The 15864-nt window shown below is 65.8% G+C and carries 12 protein-coding genes; 1 reads left to right on the top strand and 11 read right to left on the bottom strand.

All coding sequences use genetic code 11. The annotated features are described in order from the left end of the window. Positions 1–6: 6 nt before the first annotated feature. The 7 genes from ACFODV_RS07745 to ACFODV_RS07715 all read right to left on the bottom strand — a co-directional run bounded on the left by ACFODV_RS07745 (position 7) and on the right by ACFODV_RS07715 (position 8914). Positions 7–1725 carry an NADH-ubiquinone oxidoreductase-F iron-sulfur binding region domain-containing protein gene (locus tag ACFODV_RS07745; protein WP_379757165.1) on the bottom strand — a complete coding sequence of 573 codons (1719 nt, stop codon included), beginning with the start codon at positions 1723–1725 and terminating at the stop codon, positions 7–9. A gap of 166 nt (positions 1726–1891) precedes the next feature. Then, positions 1892–2281, bottom strand: coding sequence for a RidA family protein (locus tag ACFODV_RS07740; RefSeq protein ID WP_379757162.1), 390 nt, complete (start codon positions 2279–2281; stop codon positions 1892–1894). Between the two features lie 27 nt (positions 2282–2308). Beyond that, the gene (locus tag ACFODV_RS07735; RefSeq protein WP_379757159.1) at positions 2309–3076 is read right to left on the bottom strand and encodes an Ldh family oxidoreductase; all 768 of its coding nucleotides are present in this window, start codon (positions 3074–3076) and stop codon (positions 2309–2311) included. Further along, positions 3073–4833, bottom strand: a complete 1761-nt coding sequence (locus ACFODV_RS07730) for a hypothetical protein (protein ID WP_379757156.1) — start codon at positions 4831–4833, stop codon at positions 3073–3075. Before ACFODV_RS07730 ends, ACFODV_RS07735 begins: the two co-directional genes overlap by 4 nt. Then, the gene (locus ACFODV_RS07725; RefSeq protein ID WP_379757153.1) at positions 4826–6415 is read right to left on the bottom strand and encodes a BCCT family transporter; all 1590 of its coding nucleotides are present in this window, start codon (positions 6413–6415) and stop codon (positions 4826–4828) included. The genes ACFODV_RS07730 and ACFODV_RS07725 overlap by 8 nt, the downstream gene beginning before the upstream one ends. Positions 6416–6456: 41 nt before the next feature. Next, entirely contained in the window at positions 6457–7449 is a 993-nt protein-coding gene (locus ACFODV_RS07720; protein WP_379757150.1) for a dipeptidase, read from the bottom strand. Positions 7450–7471: 22 nt separating this feature from the next. Then, positions 7472–8914: an aldehyde dehydrogenase family protein gene (locus ACFODV_RS07715; protein WP_379757147.1), complete on the bottom strand. Its 1443-nt coding sequence runs from the start codon at positions 8912–8914 to the stop codon at positions 7472–7474. A 95-nt stretch (positions 8915–9009) separates the two neighbouring features. Here ACFODV_RS07715 and ACFODV_RS07710 point away from each other — a divergent pair, with 95 nt between their 5' ends. After that, the gene (locus ACFODV_RS07710) at positions 9010–9900 is read left to right on the top strand and encodes a LysR family transcriptional regulator (protein ID WP_379757144.1); all 891 of its coding nucleotides are present in this window, start codon (positions 9010–9012) and stop codon (positions 9898–9900) included. 309 nt (positions 9901–10209) lie between these two features. Here the strand turns inward: ACFODV_RS07710 and fdhA are convergent, their stop codons facing one another. The 4 genes from fdhA to ACFODV_RS07690 form a co-directional block, all read right to left on the bottom strand. Then, positions 10210–11403, bottom strand: coding sequence for a formaldehyde dehydrogenase, glutathione-independent (gene fdhA / locus ACFODV_RS07705; protein ID WP_379757141.1), 1194 nt, complete (start codon positions 11401–11403; stop codon positions 10210–10212). A gap of 201 nt (positions 11404–11604) precedes the next feature. Next, positions 11605–12468, bottom strand: coding sequence for an electron transfer flavoprotein subunit beta (etfB, locus tag ACFODV_RS07700; RefSeq protein WP_379757138.1), 864 nt, complete (start codon positions 12466–12468; stop codon positions 11605–11607). Continuing rightward, positions 12458–13768, bottom strand: coding sequence for an electron transfer flavoprotein subunit alpha (gene etfA / locus ACFODV_RS07695; RefSeq protein ID WP_379757135.1), 1311 nt, complete (start codon positions 13766–13768; stop codon positions 12458–12460). Before etfA ends, etfB begins: the two co-directional genes overlap by 11 nt. Continuing rightward, positions 13765–15765, bottom strand: a complete 2001-nt coding sequence (locus ACFODV_RS07690) for a (Fe-S)-binding protein (protein WP_379757132.1) — start codon at positions 15763–15765, stop codon at positions 13765–13767. Before ACFODV_RS07690 ends, etfA begins: the two co-directional genes overlap by 4 nt. Positions 15766–15864 lie beyond the last annotated feature (99 nt).

Genomic DNA, 15864 nt, shown 5'->3' with positions numbered 1-15864 from the left:
TCTCCCTTACCCCTTGACGATGACGTTCTGGGCGGCGAGTTCGCCGCGGAAATCCTTGAGCAGCCCCAACACCGGATTGGGCGCCGCCTGGCCCAGGCCGCAAATGGAGGCGTCCATCATCACCTGCGCCAGCCGTTCGAGCTCCTCGACCCGCCACTCGTCCCGCTCGAGCAGGGCAAGCATCTTCTCGGTGCCCACCCGGCACGGCGTGCACTGACCGCAGGATTCGTCGGCGAAAAAGGCCAGCAGGTTGGTGGCCACCGCCTTCAGGTCATCCTGGTCGGAGAGCACGATGATGGCCGCCGAGCCGATAAAGCAGCCCTCGGCCTGCAGGGTGTCGAAATCCAGCGGGATGTCCGCCTTGCTCGCCGGGAGGATTCCCCCGGAGGCACCGCCGGGCAGGTAGCCGGCCAGGCGATGCCCCTCGGCCATGCCGCCGCCGTACTCCTCGACCAGCTCGTTCAAGGTGATGCCGGCGGGAGCGAGATGGACGCCGGGGCGTTTCACGCGACCCGACAGCGAGAAGCTCCTCAGCCCCTGGCGGCCGTGGCGGCCATGGCCGGCAAACCAGTCGGCGCCCTTCTCCCATATCTCGGGAATCCAGTAGACGGTCTCGACGTTGTTGACCAGAGTCGGCTGGCCGAAGAGCCCCTTCTGGGCGACAAAGGGCGGGCGATGGCGTGGCTTGCCGGGCTTGCCTTCCAGCGACTCGATCATCGCCGACTCCTCGCCGCAGATGTAGGCACCGGCGCCTCGACGCAGCACGATGTAGCCCGCAGGCACCAGACCGGCGGCCTCGAGCTCGGCGATCGCTTCGTGCAGCACCCGATGCAGCCCGGGGTACTCGTCGCGCAAGTAGATGTAGAGCGCCTCGGCCTCCACCGCCCAGGCGCTGACCAGGGCCCCCTCGAGGAAACGGTGCGGCGAGCGCTCCAGGTAATAGCGATCCTTGAAGGCGCCGGGCTCGCCCTCGTCGGCATTGATCGCACAATAGCGTGGCCCCGGCTCCTGGCGCACGAAGCGCCACTTCTTGAAGGTCGGGAAGCCCGCACCGCCCAGCCCCCGCAGGTTGGCACGTTCGAGTTCACCCATCAGCGCCTCCACCGTCACCTCGCCGGCGCTGCAGTCGGCGAGCAGCCGGTAGCCACCCTCGGCGCGGTAGTCGGCCAGGCGCTGCCAGACGATCGCCTCGGGATGATAGTGACCGGTATCCACCACCGCCTCCACGCCTTCGGCGGTGGCAAACAGCACATGATGGTGCCCCACCTCCACCACCGGCGCCGTCTCGCAGCGACCCATGCAGGGTGCCCGCACCACCCGTACCGCCTGGGGGTCGACACCGGCCTCCAGTTGCGTCTTGAGCGTTGCCGCCCCGGCCAGCTGGCAGGAGAGCGAATCGCAGACCCGCACCGTCACCTCCGGCGGCGGCGCCTGGTCGTCATGCACCACGTCGAAATGGGCGTAGAAGGTCGCCGTCTCGTAGATGGCCGCCATGGGCAGATTCATATAGGCGGCCAGGGCTCGCAGCGCCACCATCGACAGATGGCCGTGGGCATCCTGAATGGCGTGGAGGTGCTCGATCAGCCGGTCACGGCGCCGGTGTTCCGGGTCACTGCGCTCGTCACCGAGCAGCTGGCGTAGGGAAGCCAGGGCGACGGGAGGCAGATCGCGGCCACGAGGCCTGCCGCGGAAACGGCGCGGGGGAGTGACGGTCTCGACGGTCATGGCGGGCTCGTTGTTGTGCTTGTGAGGTGACGCAATATCAACTAGTGCTGCCCTTCACGGGCAACCACGGACATCTTTTGAATGGTGTCACTCGCCCGGCGTCAGGACAATGGCCTGTTGCCGAGCGAGTGAGCGAATGGGCATGAGCATGTCGCTCTCAGCATGCCTAGCCGTCGCCCGTTTCCTGCATGGCAGCATAGGCCACCATCTCGACGAGCATCTCCTCTCGAGCGAACCCCGAGACAATGATGGCGGCGCGGTTGGGATAGGGAGCACTGACGTACTCGGCGTAAAGGCGATTGACCGTGGCAAGATCCTCGCGACGAGTCACATAGATCAGCACCTGAGTCAGGCTGGACATGTCTCCCCCGGCACAGACCAGAGTATGGCGCAGATTATCGAGGGTCTGGCGGGTCTGGGCTTCGATACCACCATCGACCACGGCGCCGTCGGCGCCGATGGGAATCTGGGCGGTGAAGAGAATGCCGTTACCGATCACGGCCCATTCCAATGGGGCCTTGGCGGCATAGAGGTCGGTGGCAACGGGTTGGATCATAAGGACGTCTCGTCAGGAGTGAAGGGGTCAGTCGTTGTCGCTGTCGCCGGCACCGGCGCCGCCTCTCGAGGCCTCGGTGGATTCTACAAGAATGCGATGGGCCAGCTCCTTGAGGCGAGCCCAGATGGCGTCGTCAACCTCGATGCCCTCCTTGAGGGCCAGCTGACGGCAGGCCAGCAGTTCCGACTCGGGATGATGCGCCAGCAGGTCGAGGTCGTGGTCGGCACCCAGCGACGGCAGCAGCTCCACATGGTTGGCCATCACCAGGGTGATGCCGTCGTTGGGCTCGTTTTCTTCGGGCACGTCGCGTACCGAGTAGACGCGCACCTCGGGAGTGGAATGGCCTGCGCGGAAGCCCACCACCTGCTCGGTGAGGGGCACCTGAGCATTGCGCCAGAAGGCCGTGATGTTCATGCCTCGACCCGCCAGCCGAGAGAGATAGCCCATGATCAGCTGGCGATTGTGGCAGCGACGGATCTTCACGACCGAGAGGCCGCGGGCACGCGCCTTGGCAAAGCCAAGCTCGGTGGCCAGGCTGATGCTTCGCAGCACGCTCTGGCCCTGACCGTCGAGTACCGCCAGATCACCGTCCTGGTAGATCAACTGCGGCCGCGTCTCGGGAGACTCCTGCAGCAGATAGTCCAGGCCCCGATTCAGCTGCTCGACGCCGTGCAGGCCGTGAGACTGCATCCAGGCAACCATATCGGCGGCATCGGCGGCATCACCTTCCTCGAAGCCGATCCCGCTGAACGCCTTGCGGCACAGGCCCTGGAGTTCGTTATAGGACACATTCATTCGGCTACCACTCCAGAACGCGCAGAGGTGGACCTTGCTTGCCCCTCCCGGGCGGGCTCGAGGGGGAAGCTCCAGTCGTCGAAGTCGGCGAGGTCTTGCGGCTCAGCATTGAGTTCCTCGACCAGCGGTGCTCCCTGAAACAGGGTGATCCGCACCCAGCGGTCGGACTTGGGGTCGAAGCGGCTGGCCCCGAAGAAGGAGAGCTTGGTGCGCAGCAAATGCATCGGCTTCATGTCGCGATGCCAGAGGTTGGCGTGGATATCGCCATAGGGCGCCTTGACCAGCGTCTGGACGCGGCGCACCACCTCCTTGTGGCGGGAATGCTCGAGCAGGAAATCGACCACCGTGGCGCGAGGATGGCCTTCGAGGAATTCGCAGATAGCCTGGTGGGTGCGCGCCACGCGTGGGCCCATGGCAATGGGCATCTCCTTCTCGGCGCCGGGCTCGGCATGACGCACCCCCAGCCTCGGCTCCTCTTTTTCGGCGGAGCGGTACCAGAACCAATAGGCACCCTCGCGACACTCGTAGTCATGGGCCAATGCCCAGCCATAGTGGGTCTCGATCAGCTGGCGGAGCCGCATCAGCGGCATGTCCGGCTCGAGATCGAGGTTCTCCGTCACCCCCATCTGATCTTCCAGCGCGTCGATCTGATCCGGATAGAGCTCGATCAGCAGCGTATTGATCAGTTCCTGGGCCTCCAGCGGCAGCGTCCGAGCGCTCCACTCCACCAGCTGCTGCCAGATATCGGCCTCCAGCGGCACGCTGGCCAGCCAGGTCAACACATCGGGCAGGGCGGCCACCGTGGCGGCATTGCGCTCGGTCTGTTCGATGTCCTCGGTGACGGTTTCGTCGAGATGCCACATGGCGCGTCGGGTCAGCGCGATCAGCCTCATGCGTTCGGCTTCACTGGGCGTCTGTCGCAGCGCCAGCGTCAGAGCCGTCTCTCGCTGGGTGACCCACTGGGCAATCAGCTGGGGGTGATTGATCAGAAAAGGCGCCATGCCGAGCCCCGTGGAATTCCCGATGCCCAAATAGCGCCGCAGCTCGGTGGCGAGCCGGCAGGCGGTGTCGGGTGCCCGGCAAGCTGCGAGATGCTCCACCTGCTCGATGGAAAAGTGCCGCAGCAGGTAGACGCCCGCCATCTGCGCCGAGAAGGGTCGGCGAAAATCGGGGTTGTCCAGCAGGCGGGCGAAGTCGGCGAGGCCAAACTTGCCGTTGCCGTAAACCGCCGTGGTCCGATAGAGATAGCCGACCCGGGTCAGCCAGGCGGGATCGGGCTGCTCACCGCAGGCCAGGGCCTCGACGAAATGGGCGAAGTTGCGCAGGCTCTTGTTGGCCCGCGACAGCACCAGCACCCTCGGGTGCTGACGTCCTGCCTCCTGAAGCGGCACGTTGGCCGCCATCTGCGCCAGCAGGCTGTCGTCGACGTCACCCTCGACCAGGCCGAAGGTCACATCCCAGGCCTCGGCGATGACCCGGTCGGAGCGCCGCGCATCATCCAGTGGCTGGGCAAACATCACCCCGTGGTAGCGGCCATGGGGCGTCTGCAGACGATAGATGGCTGACCCATGACCGTTGGCATCCAGGTCGAAACTCACCCGGCTGATCTGCCAGCGCTGACGAGCCATCTGGCGCACCAGGCTGCGCACGAAGCTCAGCCGGGTAGCATGCAGGCTGCCGAGCCGCTCGAGCCGCATCACCTCGTCGGCGGAGCGCAAACCGAACGAAGACGCTGAAACAAGATCTGCGCTAGTCATTGACGATCACCTTGGGCCGGGTGGTAAGGCCCTGCTGGCGCGCCATGGCATAGGCCGCCTGGGGTCCTGTCCACAAGGAGGGCAGCAGCACCAGCGAGACGGGAATCGCGGTAATCACGATGAACTGCTGGAGCACGCCGATCTGGCCCGCGCCCATATAAAGCAGGATGGCAGCCATCAGCGACATGGCCACCCCCCAGAAGACACGGACCCCGACATGGGGCCGATCATGCCCGGTACACACCACGGCGATGGCGTAGCTCATGGAATCACCGGTCGTCGCCACGAAGATGGTGGTCAGCAGCAGGATCGCCAGCGCCATCGAGGTGCCACCCGGTAGCGCCTGGGCCACGGTCAGGGTCGCCACATCGAACTGGAAGTTGTTGAGCGCCTCGGTCAGATCGATCACCCCGGTCAACTGGTAGTGGATACCCGAGCCGCCCAGCAGGGTGAACCAGACGGTAGTGGCGATGGGCGCCATCACCGCCACGGCGAGGATCATCTGGCGGATGGTACGACCGCGGGAAATGCGCGCCACGAAGATGGCCATCAGCGGGCCATAGCCGATAAACCAGGCAAAGAAGAACACCGTCCACCACTGCATCCACCAGGCCGGCGCGGTTTCCGAGGTCATGGTGGCCATGGCCAGGAAAGAGCTTACGTACTCACCGAAGCCCTGGAGGTAGGCGTTGGTGAGAAAGAGGGTGGGACCGAAAATGAAAATGATGGCGGCAATGGCCAGTGCCAGGAAGACATTGAACCGGCTGAGCAGCTGGATGCCGCGGTGAATACCGGTGGCGGCCGACGTGACATAGAGCGCCCCCAGTATGACCAGGATGACCAGTTGGGTCGTATAGCCCTCGGCGACGCCAACCAGCTCATGCAGCCCGAAACTGACCTGGGTCGCCAGGAACCCGATCGGGCCTACGGTGCCCGCCACGACCGCGATCACGCAGCAGGCATCGACCACTCCACCAAGCCAGCCGCTCATGACACGCTCGCCGAAGACCGGATAGAGCAGTGTCCTGGGCTGCAGTGGCAGTCCCTTGTCATAGTGGGAGTGGGCCAGCACTACGGCAGTCAACGAGCCCAGCACCGCCCAGGCCAGAAAGCCCCAGTGCATGAAGGACTGCGCCAGCGCACCCGCCACCGCGTCCACCGTGCCTGCCTCGGTGTCGAAGGCCGGAGGGGTAACAACGAAATGGTAGACCGGCTCGCCCGCAGCAAAGAAGACCCCGCCGCCGGCCAGCAGGGTGCACATGATGATCGATAGCCACTTGAATGTGCTCAGTTCTGGCTTGTCGAGGTTGCCCACCTTGGCGCTGGCGGCCGGCGAGATGGCCAGCCCCATGGCAATGAAGAAGGTCAGCAGCAGCAGCAGCTGGAAGTAGGAGCCGAGCACGACGGCGGTCCAGGCGAAACCGCTACCGATGGCAGCGGCGACACCCTCGACGTCGATGAGCGAGAGAATGACGAACAGCAGGACAAAACCGACGCTGAGCCCCAGGACGACGGGATCACCGAAGCGGTTGATGGGGCCGGAGGTTGACCTTTCCGAGGAGTGATTGTCAGGCGTACTCATGATGTTTTCCTTGTTATTAGATGAACCGTGAGAAGGAGAGGTCAGGCTGTGGCAGAGGTAGCGGCACGCTCGAGCAATGCCACCCAGTTACGGCCCATGATGCGTTCGACCTCATCCTCGTCGAAGCCGCGCTGGCGCAGCCCGTCGATCAGATTGGGAAAATCCCGGCTGTCGCGCAGCCAGGACAGCGGTCGCGGCCAGCCAGCGTTGCTGGCGCTGCCTTCGCCGAAGTCCATTTCCCTGGACCAGCGTCCGTTGCGCATCCATTCGAGCACCGAGACCGGCTGGTCCTGGCAGAGATCGGTGCCCAGGCCCACATGCTCGATGCCCATCAGATCCACGGTCCGCGCGATCATTTCGCAGTAGGACTCGAGAGTGCAGTCAGGGCCATCCTTGAGGTGGAAGGGATAGGCCGAGAACCCCAGCAGGCCATCGCACTCGGCGATTGCCGCGAGCACGCGATTGGACTTGTTGCGCTTGGCCGGGTGGAAGAACTCGGGATTGGCATGGGAGATGATCACCGGGCGCTCGGAGAGCTCGATAGCCTCGAGCGTGGAACGCTCGGCGCTGTGGGACATATCGATCACCATGCCGACCCGGTTCATCTCGCGGATCACCTGGCGGCCGAACCGCGTGATCCCGCTGTCCTCGCTCTCGTAGCAGCCGCAGGCCAGCAGGCTCTGGTTGTTGTAGGTCAACTGCATGATCATCAGGCCCAGGCGACGCAGCAGCGCCACCATGTCGATGTCGTCCTCGATCGGTGAGCAGTTCTGGGCCCCCAGGAAGATGCCGACCTTGCCGGCGGCACGGGCACGCTCGATATCATCCGGCTCGCGCACCGGCATGATCAGGTCGTGATGCTGCTCGAAGCGACGGTTCCACTCGCCAAGCCTGAAGAGGGTCTCACGGGTGGTCTCGTGGTAGACGAGGGTGGCATGCACGGCATTCAGGCCGCCCTCGTGCATCTGCTGGAAGATTTCCCGGGACCAGTTGGAGTACTGCAGGCCGTCGATGGTCAGCATTGGCTTGGACATGACATCTTCCTCACGCCTTGACTCAGTTGGCTTTGACATAGCAGGTCTTGACCACGGTATAGAACTCGCGGGCATAGCGGCCCTGCTCGCGGGGACCGAAGCTCGAGTCCTTGCGACCGCCAAACGGCACGTGGTAATCGGTACCGGCGGTGGCCAGGTTGACCATCACGCAGCCGGTCTCGGCGCGGGCCTTGAACGCATTGGCCAGTTTCAGGGAGTCGGTGATGATGCCGGCAGTCAGGCCGAAGTTGGTGTCGTTGAGGGTATCGATGGCCGTCTCGGCGTCCGCGACCTTGATCACGCAGGCAATGGGGCCGAAGACTTCCTCACGATTGATCGCCATGTCGTTGGTGGTCTCGGTGAACAGGGTCGGCGACATGTAGTAGCCCGGGGTCTCCCTCTCGAGACGCTCACCGCCAAAGGCCAGCACGGCACCCTGCTCGCGTGCCCGTTCGATCCAGGCAAGGTTGGACGCCAGCTGGCGAGCATCCGCGACCGGGCCGATCTGCACGCCTTCGGCCAGGGCATGGCCCACCGTCGCGCGGTCCAGCCGAGCGATAAGCTTCTCCACAAAGGCGTCATGTACCGATTCGGTGACAATCAGCCGCGAGGACGCCGTGCACTTCTGCCCGGTGCCGGAATAGGCGCCGGCGAAGGCTGCCTCCACGGCCAGATCAAGATCCGCATCGTCGGCGACGATCAGCGCGTTCTTGGACCCCATTTCCAACTGGCATTTCACCAGGTTCCCGGCGGTGGCCGCCGCCACGCGCCGCCCCACGTCCAGCGAGCCGGTGAAGCTCAAGGCATGGATATCGGGGCTCGAGATGAGGGCATCGCCGACGCTACTGCCGGGGCCCATGATCAGATTGAAGGTGCCGGGAGGCAGCGACTGGCGACTGATGATCTCGGTCAGCGCCCAGGCACTGGCCGGCACCAGATTGGCCGGCTTGAAGATCACCGCGTTACCGAAGGCCAGCGCCGGGGCGATCTTCCACACTGCCGTGGCCATGGGGAAGTTCCAGGGGCTGATTACCCCCACCACACCGACCGGCTCGCGACGCGTCTCGACCTCGACCCCGGGGCGCACGGAATCCACCCGGTCGTCGATCTGCCGCAATACCTCGGCGGCGTAGTAGTGGAAGAACTGTGCCGAGCGATAGACCTCGCCCACCCCCTCGGCCAGCGGCTTGCCCTCCTCGCGCGCGAGCAGGCGACCCAGTTCCTCCTTGCGGGCCACCAGTTCGTCGCCGATGGCCATCAGCACGGCATAGCGCTGCTCCAGACCATGCTTTGCCCACTCACGCTGGCCCCGCCTGGCCGCGGCGATGGCCTCGCCAACCTGGGCAACGCTGGCCTGGGCGTAGTGGCCAACCAGATCGTCGGTGTCCGAAGGATTGTGGTTGGCAATGGTGCCTTCGCCTTCGCACCACTGGCCGGCGATGAAGAGCGGATGGGAATGGGACATGGGTAACCTCCTGGGATGACGTTGACGTCATCCTAGGAGAGCGACCAAGATAAGAATAATCAATAAAACCGATAAAATGATCAGGAAAACTTACCATGCTGCCCGAACTGAAGCTTCATCCGCTTCGCTGCGTGCTGGCGATCACCGACCAGGGCGGCTTCCATGCCGCGGCCAAGCACCTGCATCGCAGCCAGCCAGCGATCTCCATGGCGGTGCGCGATCTGGAGGCGCACCTCGGCCAGCCTCTCTTCGAAAAGGGCAACGGCAAGGCCGTGCTGACCCCCTTCGGACAATGGTGCCTGCCACGCTTTCGCGAACTGGTGGCGCACCATGACCGGGTGAGCCGTGATGCCATTGCCATGGCCTGCCACCAGGCCGGGCGAGTGGATATCGCGACGGTGCCGTCGGTGGCCAGCCGCCTGATGCCCGGCATCCTGGCAAGCTTCGTGACCGACTACCCGGGCATCGAGATCAACCTCCAGGATGGCCATTCCGAACTGGTGAGCCAGATGGTACTGACCGGCGAAGTCGAGCTGGGCATTACCAGCCTGTGGCAACCCGAGGAGGGGCTGGACTTCATTCCGCTGCTGCACGATGACGTTGGCGTGGTATGTCGTGACGATCATCCGCTGGCAGGCCATGAGAGCCTGCACTGGCGAGAGCTGGCCGGGCAAACCCTGATCCGCAACGGCACCTCGCGGCTGCTCGTCGGCTCACCGGCCGCTGACCTGCTCCAACACAGTTCACTGTTTATCTCCAACATGATCTCGCTGACCGCGATGCTCGAAGCGGGCATCGGCATCACGACCCTACCCCGCCTGGCGTTTCAGGAAGAGCATGCCCGGCTGCGCTTCGTCTCCCTGTCCGAACCCCGCCTGGAGCGCCGGATCGGGCTGATCTGCCGGGCCGGCGTCAGCCTCTCGCCGGCGGCAGCAGCCATGCAGCGGCATGTGATGGCCTACCTGGTAGACCCGACCCCGCAATGACCACCTCGAGCCTGCCAGGCCGGGCCTCTCAGGCCGCGACGCTGCCGTGGGGGTCGATACCCCGAAATAGCTGGCCGCACCGCCTTTGGGTGCGAATTCTCGGCCAGCTCGGGTGGCGCCTCAAGCGGCCACGCTTCCGTGGGGGTCGATATCCCGAAATGGCTCGCTGCACCGCCTTCAAGGTGCGGCGTTGGCCAACTCGGGTTCCTCTCCTGACTTACGCGGCCACGCTGCCATGGGGGTCGATACCCCGAAATAGCTGGCCGCACCGCCTTTGGGTGCGAATTCTCGGCCAGCTCGGGTGGCGCCTCAAGCGGCCACGCTGCCGTGGGGGTCGATCACGAATTTCTTCGCCGCCCCGCCATCGAAGTCGGCATAGCCCTGGGGCGCCTGGTCCAGCGTGATCATCTGGACATTCACCGCATCGGCGATCTTGACCTTGCCGAACAGGATCGCCTGCATCAGCGGACGGTGGTATTTCATCACCGGGCACTGACCGGTATGAAAGCTGTGGGACTTGGCCCAGCCGAGGCCGAAACGCATGCTCAAGGCGCCCTGCTGGGCGGCTTCGTCGGCCGCTCCGGGATCTTCGGTCACATAGAGGCCCGGGATGCCGATCTGGCCGCCGGCACGGGTCAGCGACATGGCGGAGTTGAGCACGGTGGCGGGCGCCTCCTTGCCGTGGTTGCAGCCGCAGGCGTGGGCCTCGAAGCCGACGCAGTCGACGAAGGCATCGACCTCACGCTCGCCGAGAACCACCTCGATCCTGTCGGCCATGTCGCCTTCCTGGGTCAGATCGAGGGTCTCGCAGCCGAAGCTGCGGGCCTGGGCCAGGCGCTCCTCGATCATGTCGCCGACGATCACGCAGGCCGCCCCCAGCAGCTGGGCGGAGACCGCCGCGGCCAGGCCTACGGGGCCGGCACCGGCGATATAGACAGTGCTTCCAGGACCAACGCCCGCGGTCACACAGCCGTGGAAGCCGGTAGGGAAGATATCGGAGAGCAGGGTCAGGTCACGGATCTTTTCCATGGCCTGGTCGGCGTCCGGGAACTTCAGCAGGTTGAAGTCCGCGTAGGGCACCATGACGTATTCGGTCTGGCCGCCGACCCAGCCGCCCATGTCGACATAGCCGTAGGCCGCACCGGGACGCGCCGGGTTGACGTTGAGGCAGATGCCAGTCCTGCCCTCCTTGCAGTTGCGGCAGCGGCCACAGGCGATATTGAACGGCACCGAGACCAGGTCGCCCGGCTGGATGAATTCGACATCGCGACCGCATTCGACGACGCAGCCCGTGATCTCGTGACCCAGGACCAGGCCGGACTCGGCGGTCGTGCGGCCACGCACCATGTGCTGATCGCTGCCACAGATGTTGGTGGTGACGACCTTCAGGATCACGCCGTGGTCGCATTGGCGATTGCCGAGCGCGAGTTCCGGATAGGGGATGGCTTCGACGGCGACTTGACCCGGGCCCTTGTAGACGACTCCGCGGTTGGCTGCACTCATGGCTGGCTCCTCGATATTGTTATTACTGACAGCGTGAAAGGGGCGGATACGTCCGCTGTTCCAGCCTAAGCGCTCTCCGGCGTCCCTCTTGCTCCATAGAGGCACTCGCATGTCTGTTCGAGACATCGTCTCCAGATCGGACGAGCGTGGAGCTGCCACTCCGGCATGCCGACAACAGCGTCATTGCAGGAAGACCGATTGTCAGGAGCGCAGCACACCCTCCTCGCGCAGCAGCGTGAAAATTGCCTCCGCGCCCTGCTCGCTGCTGACGCCCTCCAGCACCTGCCCGCTGCCCCCCTCTGCCTTGGCCGCGGCCGCCTTGAAACGATCCCGGGCCGAGGCGGCCTTGATGATCTTCAAACGCTTGGGCCGTTTGCGCGCTGGGGCCATCTGCCACCCGGCCAGCTCATGATCGAGCTCGGCGGCCACCGGAGTGGCCTCGATCTCGGCCCGGCGGGCTGGACCGAAGGCACTCTGGCGTGCCGCCGGCGCCGCAGCGTCCACGCAGACGATGGCGGGCAAACGCACCTGCAGACGCCGGCGCTGGCCGCGAGGCAGTGCCTGAAGCAGGGTCGCCACCCCATTCTCCACCTTTTCCACCGCCGCCAGGCCATTGACCAGGGGCCAGCCGAGACGCTCGGCCAGGGCATAGGGCAGCCACCCGGAGCCTTCGCCGCGTTCCGCACGGGTGCCGGTGATCACCAGCTGCGGCATGGCCGCTGCCAGGTGGTCGGCCAGGGCCGATATGGCATCGGCTCCCTCAGGCTGTTCCAGCAGCGTCAGGCTCCCCAGCCCCCGGTCGGCGCCTGCGGCCATGCCAGCGCCTGCGGCCATACCAGCGCCTGCGGCCATACCTAAGTAGCCGCGCAGGGCCGATTCGCTCTCCTCGCTGCGTGGGCCGGCATGCAGCAGGCCGATCCGTGAGCCGGGCAACCGGCTTTCCAGGCCCAGGGCCAACTCCAGGCCTCGGGCATCCTGGTCTGCCCGGCGGGCGCGCCCCGTGATGGGGTGACGCCCCACCGAGACCAGAACTGCCATCTCGATACCCTGCTGCTCAGGCCGCATCGCGCTGTCCTCCCCGCTGCTGTTCCACCTTTGCCACCAGAGCGGCGAGGATATCGGCGGCTTCACCGATCACCGCCAGGTCGGCGCGCTTGATCATGTCGCATCCAGGATCGAGGTTGATGGCCACCACCTTGTCGCAGCTCTGGATGCCCTGCAGGTGCTGAATAGCCCCCGAGATGCCCACCGCCAGATAGACCCGGGCGGTAACCCAGGTGCCGGACGCCCCCACCTGACGATCGCGGGCCATGAAACCGTCATCCACCGCCACGCGGGAGGCGCCTTCCGTCGCTCCGAGCACCCTGGCGGCATGATGGAATCCGTCCCAGTCCTTGACGCCATTGCCCGCCGAGAGGATGAACTCCGCCTCGGCCAGGGCCACGCCGGCCGGGTCCACCGCCACCTGCCCCAGGTCCTCGATGCGCGACAAGGCGCTGGGAACCTCGGCACCAAGACTCAGCGGCTCCGCCGCGTGACGGGTCTCGTCCACCGGTTCGGCACACTCGGCGAGTACCAGGGCGACCCGCGGCAGGGGCCGCTGGATATCCAGGCGCTCCGCCGCGCCGCGGGCGGTACAGCGCCAACCCAGTGGCGCTTCGCCATCGCCCTCGATCTGCCAGACCCCGGTGGCAGGGCGTTCGCCAAGGCGCAGCGCCAGGCGCCGCCCCAGATCGGCCCCGCCCAGGGGCGAGTCGGGCAGCAGCCAGTGCCGCGGCGCCAGCTCCCGCTCCACGGCGGCCAGCGCCGCCAGACGCGCCTCGGGGGCGAAGCCGGCATAGGCCTCATCGCCGAAATGCAGCAACCGATCGACTCCCGCCTCCCCAAAGGCCTGCTCTTTCATCTCGCCGCCCCCCTCGCCCTTGTGCTGCCCAAATATCACGGCCAGTACCGCGCCGGGACGCTCGGGATCGGCATCCGCCAGACGCCGGGCCAGGCCCAGCAGGTCCTTATCGTGGCCGGAGAGACGACCGCCGGTAAGGTCGGGCACCACCGCCACCAGGAAGGCGGGATCGGAAATCTCGACATGGCGGCGGCGATCCTGCTGGACAGCCTGGCGACCGTGTCCCGACGCCGGGCCGCCCTGCTGGGCACCGCTGCGGTCGATACGCTTGACGCCATTGGGGCCAATAAAGCCCACGCCATGGGGATTTCGACGCAGCACGCCGCCGGGGCCCAACCATTCGCTGGCGGCCCCGCCGCCCCCGATGCTCCCAAGGGCGGCGAGCGCGCTGGCATGCTCGGGATGCAGGCGGTTGCGGGCAATCCACTCACGACGCGGATCGCGACGACACATCTCGCTCATGACACCACCTCTTCTGTCCTGGCCTCGGGAGAGGAGCGCTCACCTCGGCGCGGCCTGACGGAAGGCATCACGATGGCGTCGGCCACCAATTCAGCGATATCGCGAACCTCAGCCGTCTTGTCCACCACTCCCTCCAGCATGGCGGTGCACTGGGGACAGCCGACCGCTACCAGCGCGGCGCCGCTCTCCTTGACGTCGTTCATGCGCATGTCGGGAATGCGCCGCTCGCCGGGGATATCGGTGATCGGCGCGCCACCGCCGCCACCGCAGCAGCGCGAGCGGAAGCCGGAGCGTTGCATCTCGTTGAGCTCGATGCCCAGCGCCTCGAGGACCCTGCGCGGCGCCTCGTACTCGCCGTTGTAGCGGCCGAGGTAGCAGGGGTCGTGGTAGGTCACGCTGCCGCCCTTCCAGGGCGAGAACGCCAGCCGACCCGCGTCGTGGAGCTCGGCGATATAGGTACTGTGGTGGCGAACGTCATAGACGCCGCCGAGCTCTCCGTACTCGTTTCCCAGCACATGGAAGCTGTGCGGGTCGCAGGTCACGATCTGCTGGAAGCGGTACTTGGCCAGGGTGGCGATATTGCGCTTGGCAAGGGACTGGAAGGTCGCCTCGTCACCCAGGCGCCTGGCCACGTCGCCGCTGTCACGCTCCTCGTTACCGAGTACCGCAAAATCCACCTCCGCCGCGCGAAGCACCTTGACCAGCGCACGCAGCGTGCGCTGGTTGCGCATATCGAAGGCGCCATCGCCGAGCCACAGCAGGACGTCGACCTGTTGCAGGTCGGCGATCAGCGGCAGGTTGAGGTCGGCGGCCCAGTTCATGCGAGAACCGGGAGCGAAACCGCCGGGATTATCGGTGGCAATCAGGTTGTCGAGCACCTCGGGCGCCTTGTTGGGCGTCTCGCCACGCTCCAGAGTGAGGAAGCGACGCATGTCGACGATGGCATCCACGTGCTCGATCATCATTGGGCACTCCTCCACGCAGGCGCGACAGGTGGTGCAGGACCACAGGGTCTCGGCATCGACCAGCGCCGTTCCCTCGCGAGCCACAATCGGCCCATGAGGATCGCCTCGGTGCTCGCCCAACGGCTTGCCGCCAAGCCCTTGTGAAGGGTGCGGACTGCCGGCATAGGCAGCGTCGCTGCCTCCGGCCAGGCCCACCACCATGTCCTGGATCAGCTTCTTGGGGTTGAGGGGCTGGCCGGCGGCGAAGGCCGGGCACACCGCCTCGCAGCGGCCGCACTGCACGCAGGCGTCGAAGCCGAGCAGCTGGTTCCAGGTGAAGTCGGCTGGCCTCTCGACGCCCAGTGGCGCCCTCTCATCGTCCAGATCCAACGCCTTGAGGCCGGTGGAACGGCCGCTACCCACCTGCTTGGTGGAAAACCGCTCGGAGCGACGGTGGAAGGCCAGATGCAGCGCGCCGGCGAAGGCATGCTTCATTGGGCCGCCCCAGGTCATGCCGACCACCATTTCGGCCAGGCCCCAGGCCACCACCGCGCTCAGTATCAGGGCCAGCACCCAGCTGCCAGCGTCTTGCGGAAGCACGTCGACCGTCGGCAGGGTGATCAAGAACACGCTCAGCGAGAAAGCCATCAGGCTTTTCGGCAACCGCATCCAGGGGCCCCTGGAGAGCCGGGGGGGTGGATGGCGGCGACGACGGGCCACGAAGAGACTGCCCACGAACATGCAGGCGCTGGCCGCCAGCAGCAACCAGCCCAGAATTCCCTGCGCCAGGCCCAGGCCGTGCACCAGGATCATCAGCACGGCGGCGGCCACGAAGCCACCGGCGGTTGCCACGTGGGTGTTGGAGATGACCTTGTCGCGCCCCACCACGTGGTGCAGATCCACCAGGTAGCGACGCGGCAAGGCGGCCAGCCCCTTGAAAAGCGGCACGGCGGAGGGACGCCCCTGGCGCCACAGGCGAACACGCCGCCAGGCGCCGATTACCGCCAGGCCCAGGGCGGTGAAGATCAGTATCGGTAGCAGGGTTTCGAGCATCTCGCTCACCTCATCGGCGAGCCGAAAGCAGGAAGCCGGAAGTCGGAAGAAGAGGCCCAAGGCCACATGTCACTTCCCGTTTCACGCTTCGAGCATCCA

The organism is Halomonas tibetensis, from assembly GCF_042643535.1.
Taxonomy (GTDB): domain Bacteria; phylum Pseudomonadota; class Gammaproteobacteria; order Pseudomonadales; family Halomonadaceae; genus Halomonas; species Halomonas tibetensis.
The sequence above is the reverse complement of the archived record's forward strand: the minus strand, read 5'-3'. Positions and strand labels throughout refer to the sequence as shown.

Coding starts and splice junctions, on each gene's coding strand:
- ACFODV_RS07735 (WP_379757159.1), bottom strand. CDS start 3,076: ATGAATGTGTCCTATAACGAACTCCAGGGCCTGTGCCGCAAGGCGTTC.
- ACFODV_RS07730 (WP_379757156.1), bottom strand. CDS start 4,833: ATGACTAGCGCAGATCTTGTTTCAGCGTCTTCGTTCGGTTTGCGCTCC.
- etfB (WP_379757138.1), bottom strand. CDS start 12,468: ATGCGGCCTGAGCAGCAGGGTATCGAGATGGCAGTTCTGGTCTCGGTG.
- fdhA (WP_379757141.1), bottom strand. CDS start 11,403: ATGAGTGCAGCCAACCGCGGAGTCGTCTACAAGGGCCCGGGTCAAGTC.
- ACFODV_RS07720 (WP_379757150.1), bottom strand. CDS start 7,449: ATGTCCAAGCCAATGCTGACCATCGACGGCCTGCAGTACTCCAACTGG.
- ACFODV_RS07740 (WP_379757162.1), bottom strand. CDS start 2,281: ATGATCCAACCCGTTGCCACCGACCTCTATGCCGCCAAGGCCCCATTG.
- ACFODV_RS07710 (WP_379757144.1), top strand. CDS start 9,010: ATGCTGCCCGAACTGAAGCTTCATCCGCTTCGCTGCGTGCTGGCGATC.
- ACFODV_RS07725 (WP_379757153.1), bottom strand. CDS start 6,415: ATGAGTACGCCTGACAATCACTCCTCGGAAAGGTCAACCTCCGGCCCC.
- ACFODV_RS07690 (WP_379757132.1), bottom strand. CDS start 15,765: ATGCTCGAAACCCTGCTACCGATACTGATCTTCACCGCCCTGGGCCTG.
- ACFODV_RS07715 (WP_379757147.1), bottom strand. CDS start 8,914: ATGTCCCATTCCCATCCGCTCTTCATCGCCGGCCAGTGGTGCGAAGGC.
- etfA (WP_379757135.1), bottom strand. CDS start 13,768: ATGAGCGAGATGTGTCGTCGCGATCCGCGTCGTGAGTGGATTGCCCGC.
- ACFODV_RS07745 (WP_379757165.1), bottom strand. CDS start 1,725: ATGACCGTCGAGACCGTCACTCCCCCGCGCCGTTTCCGCGGCAGGCCT.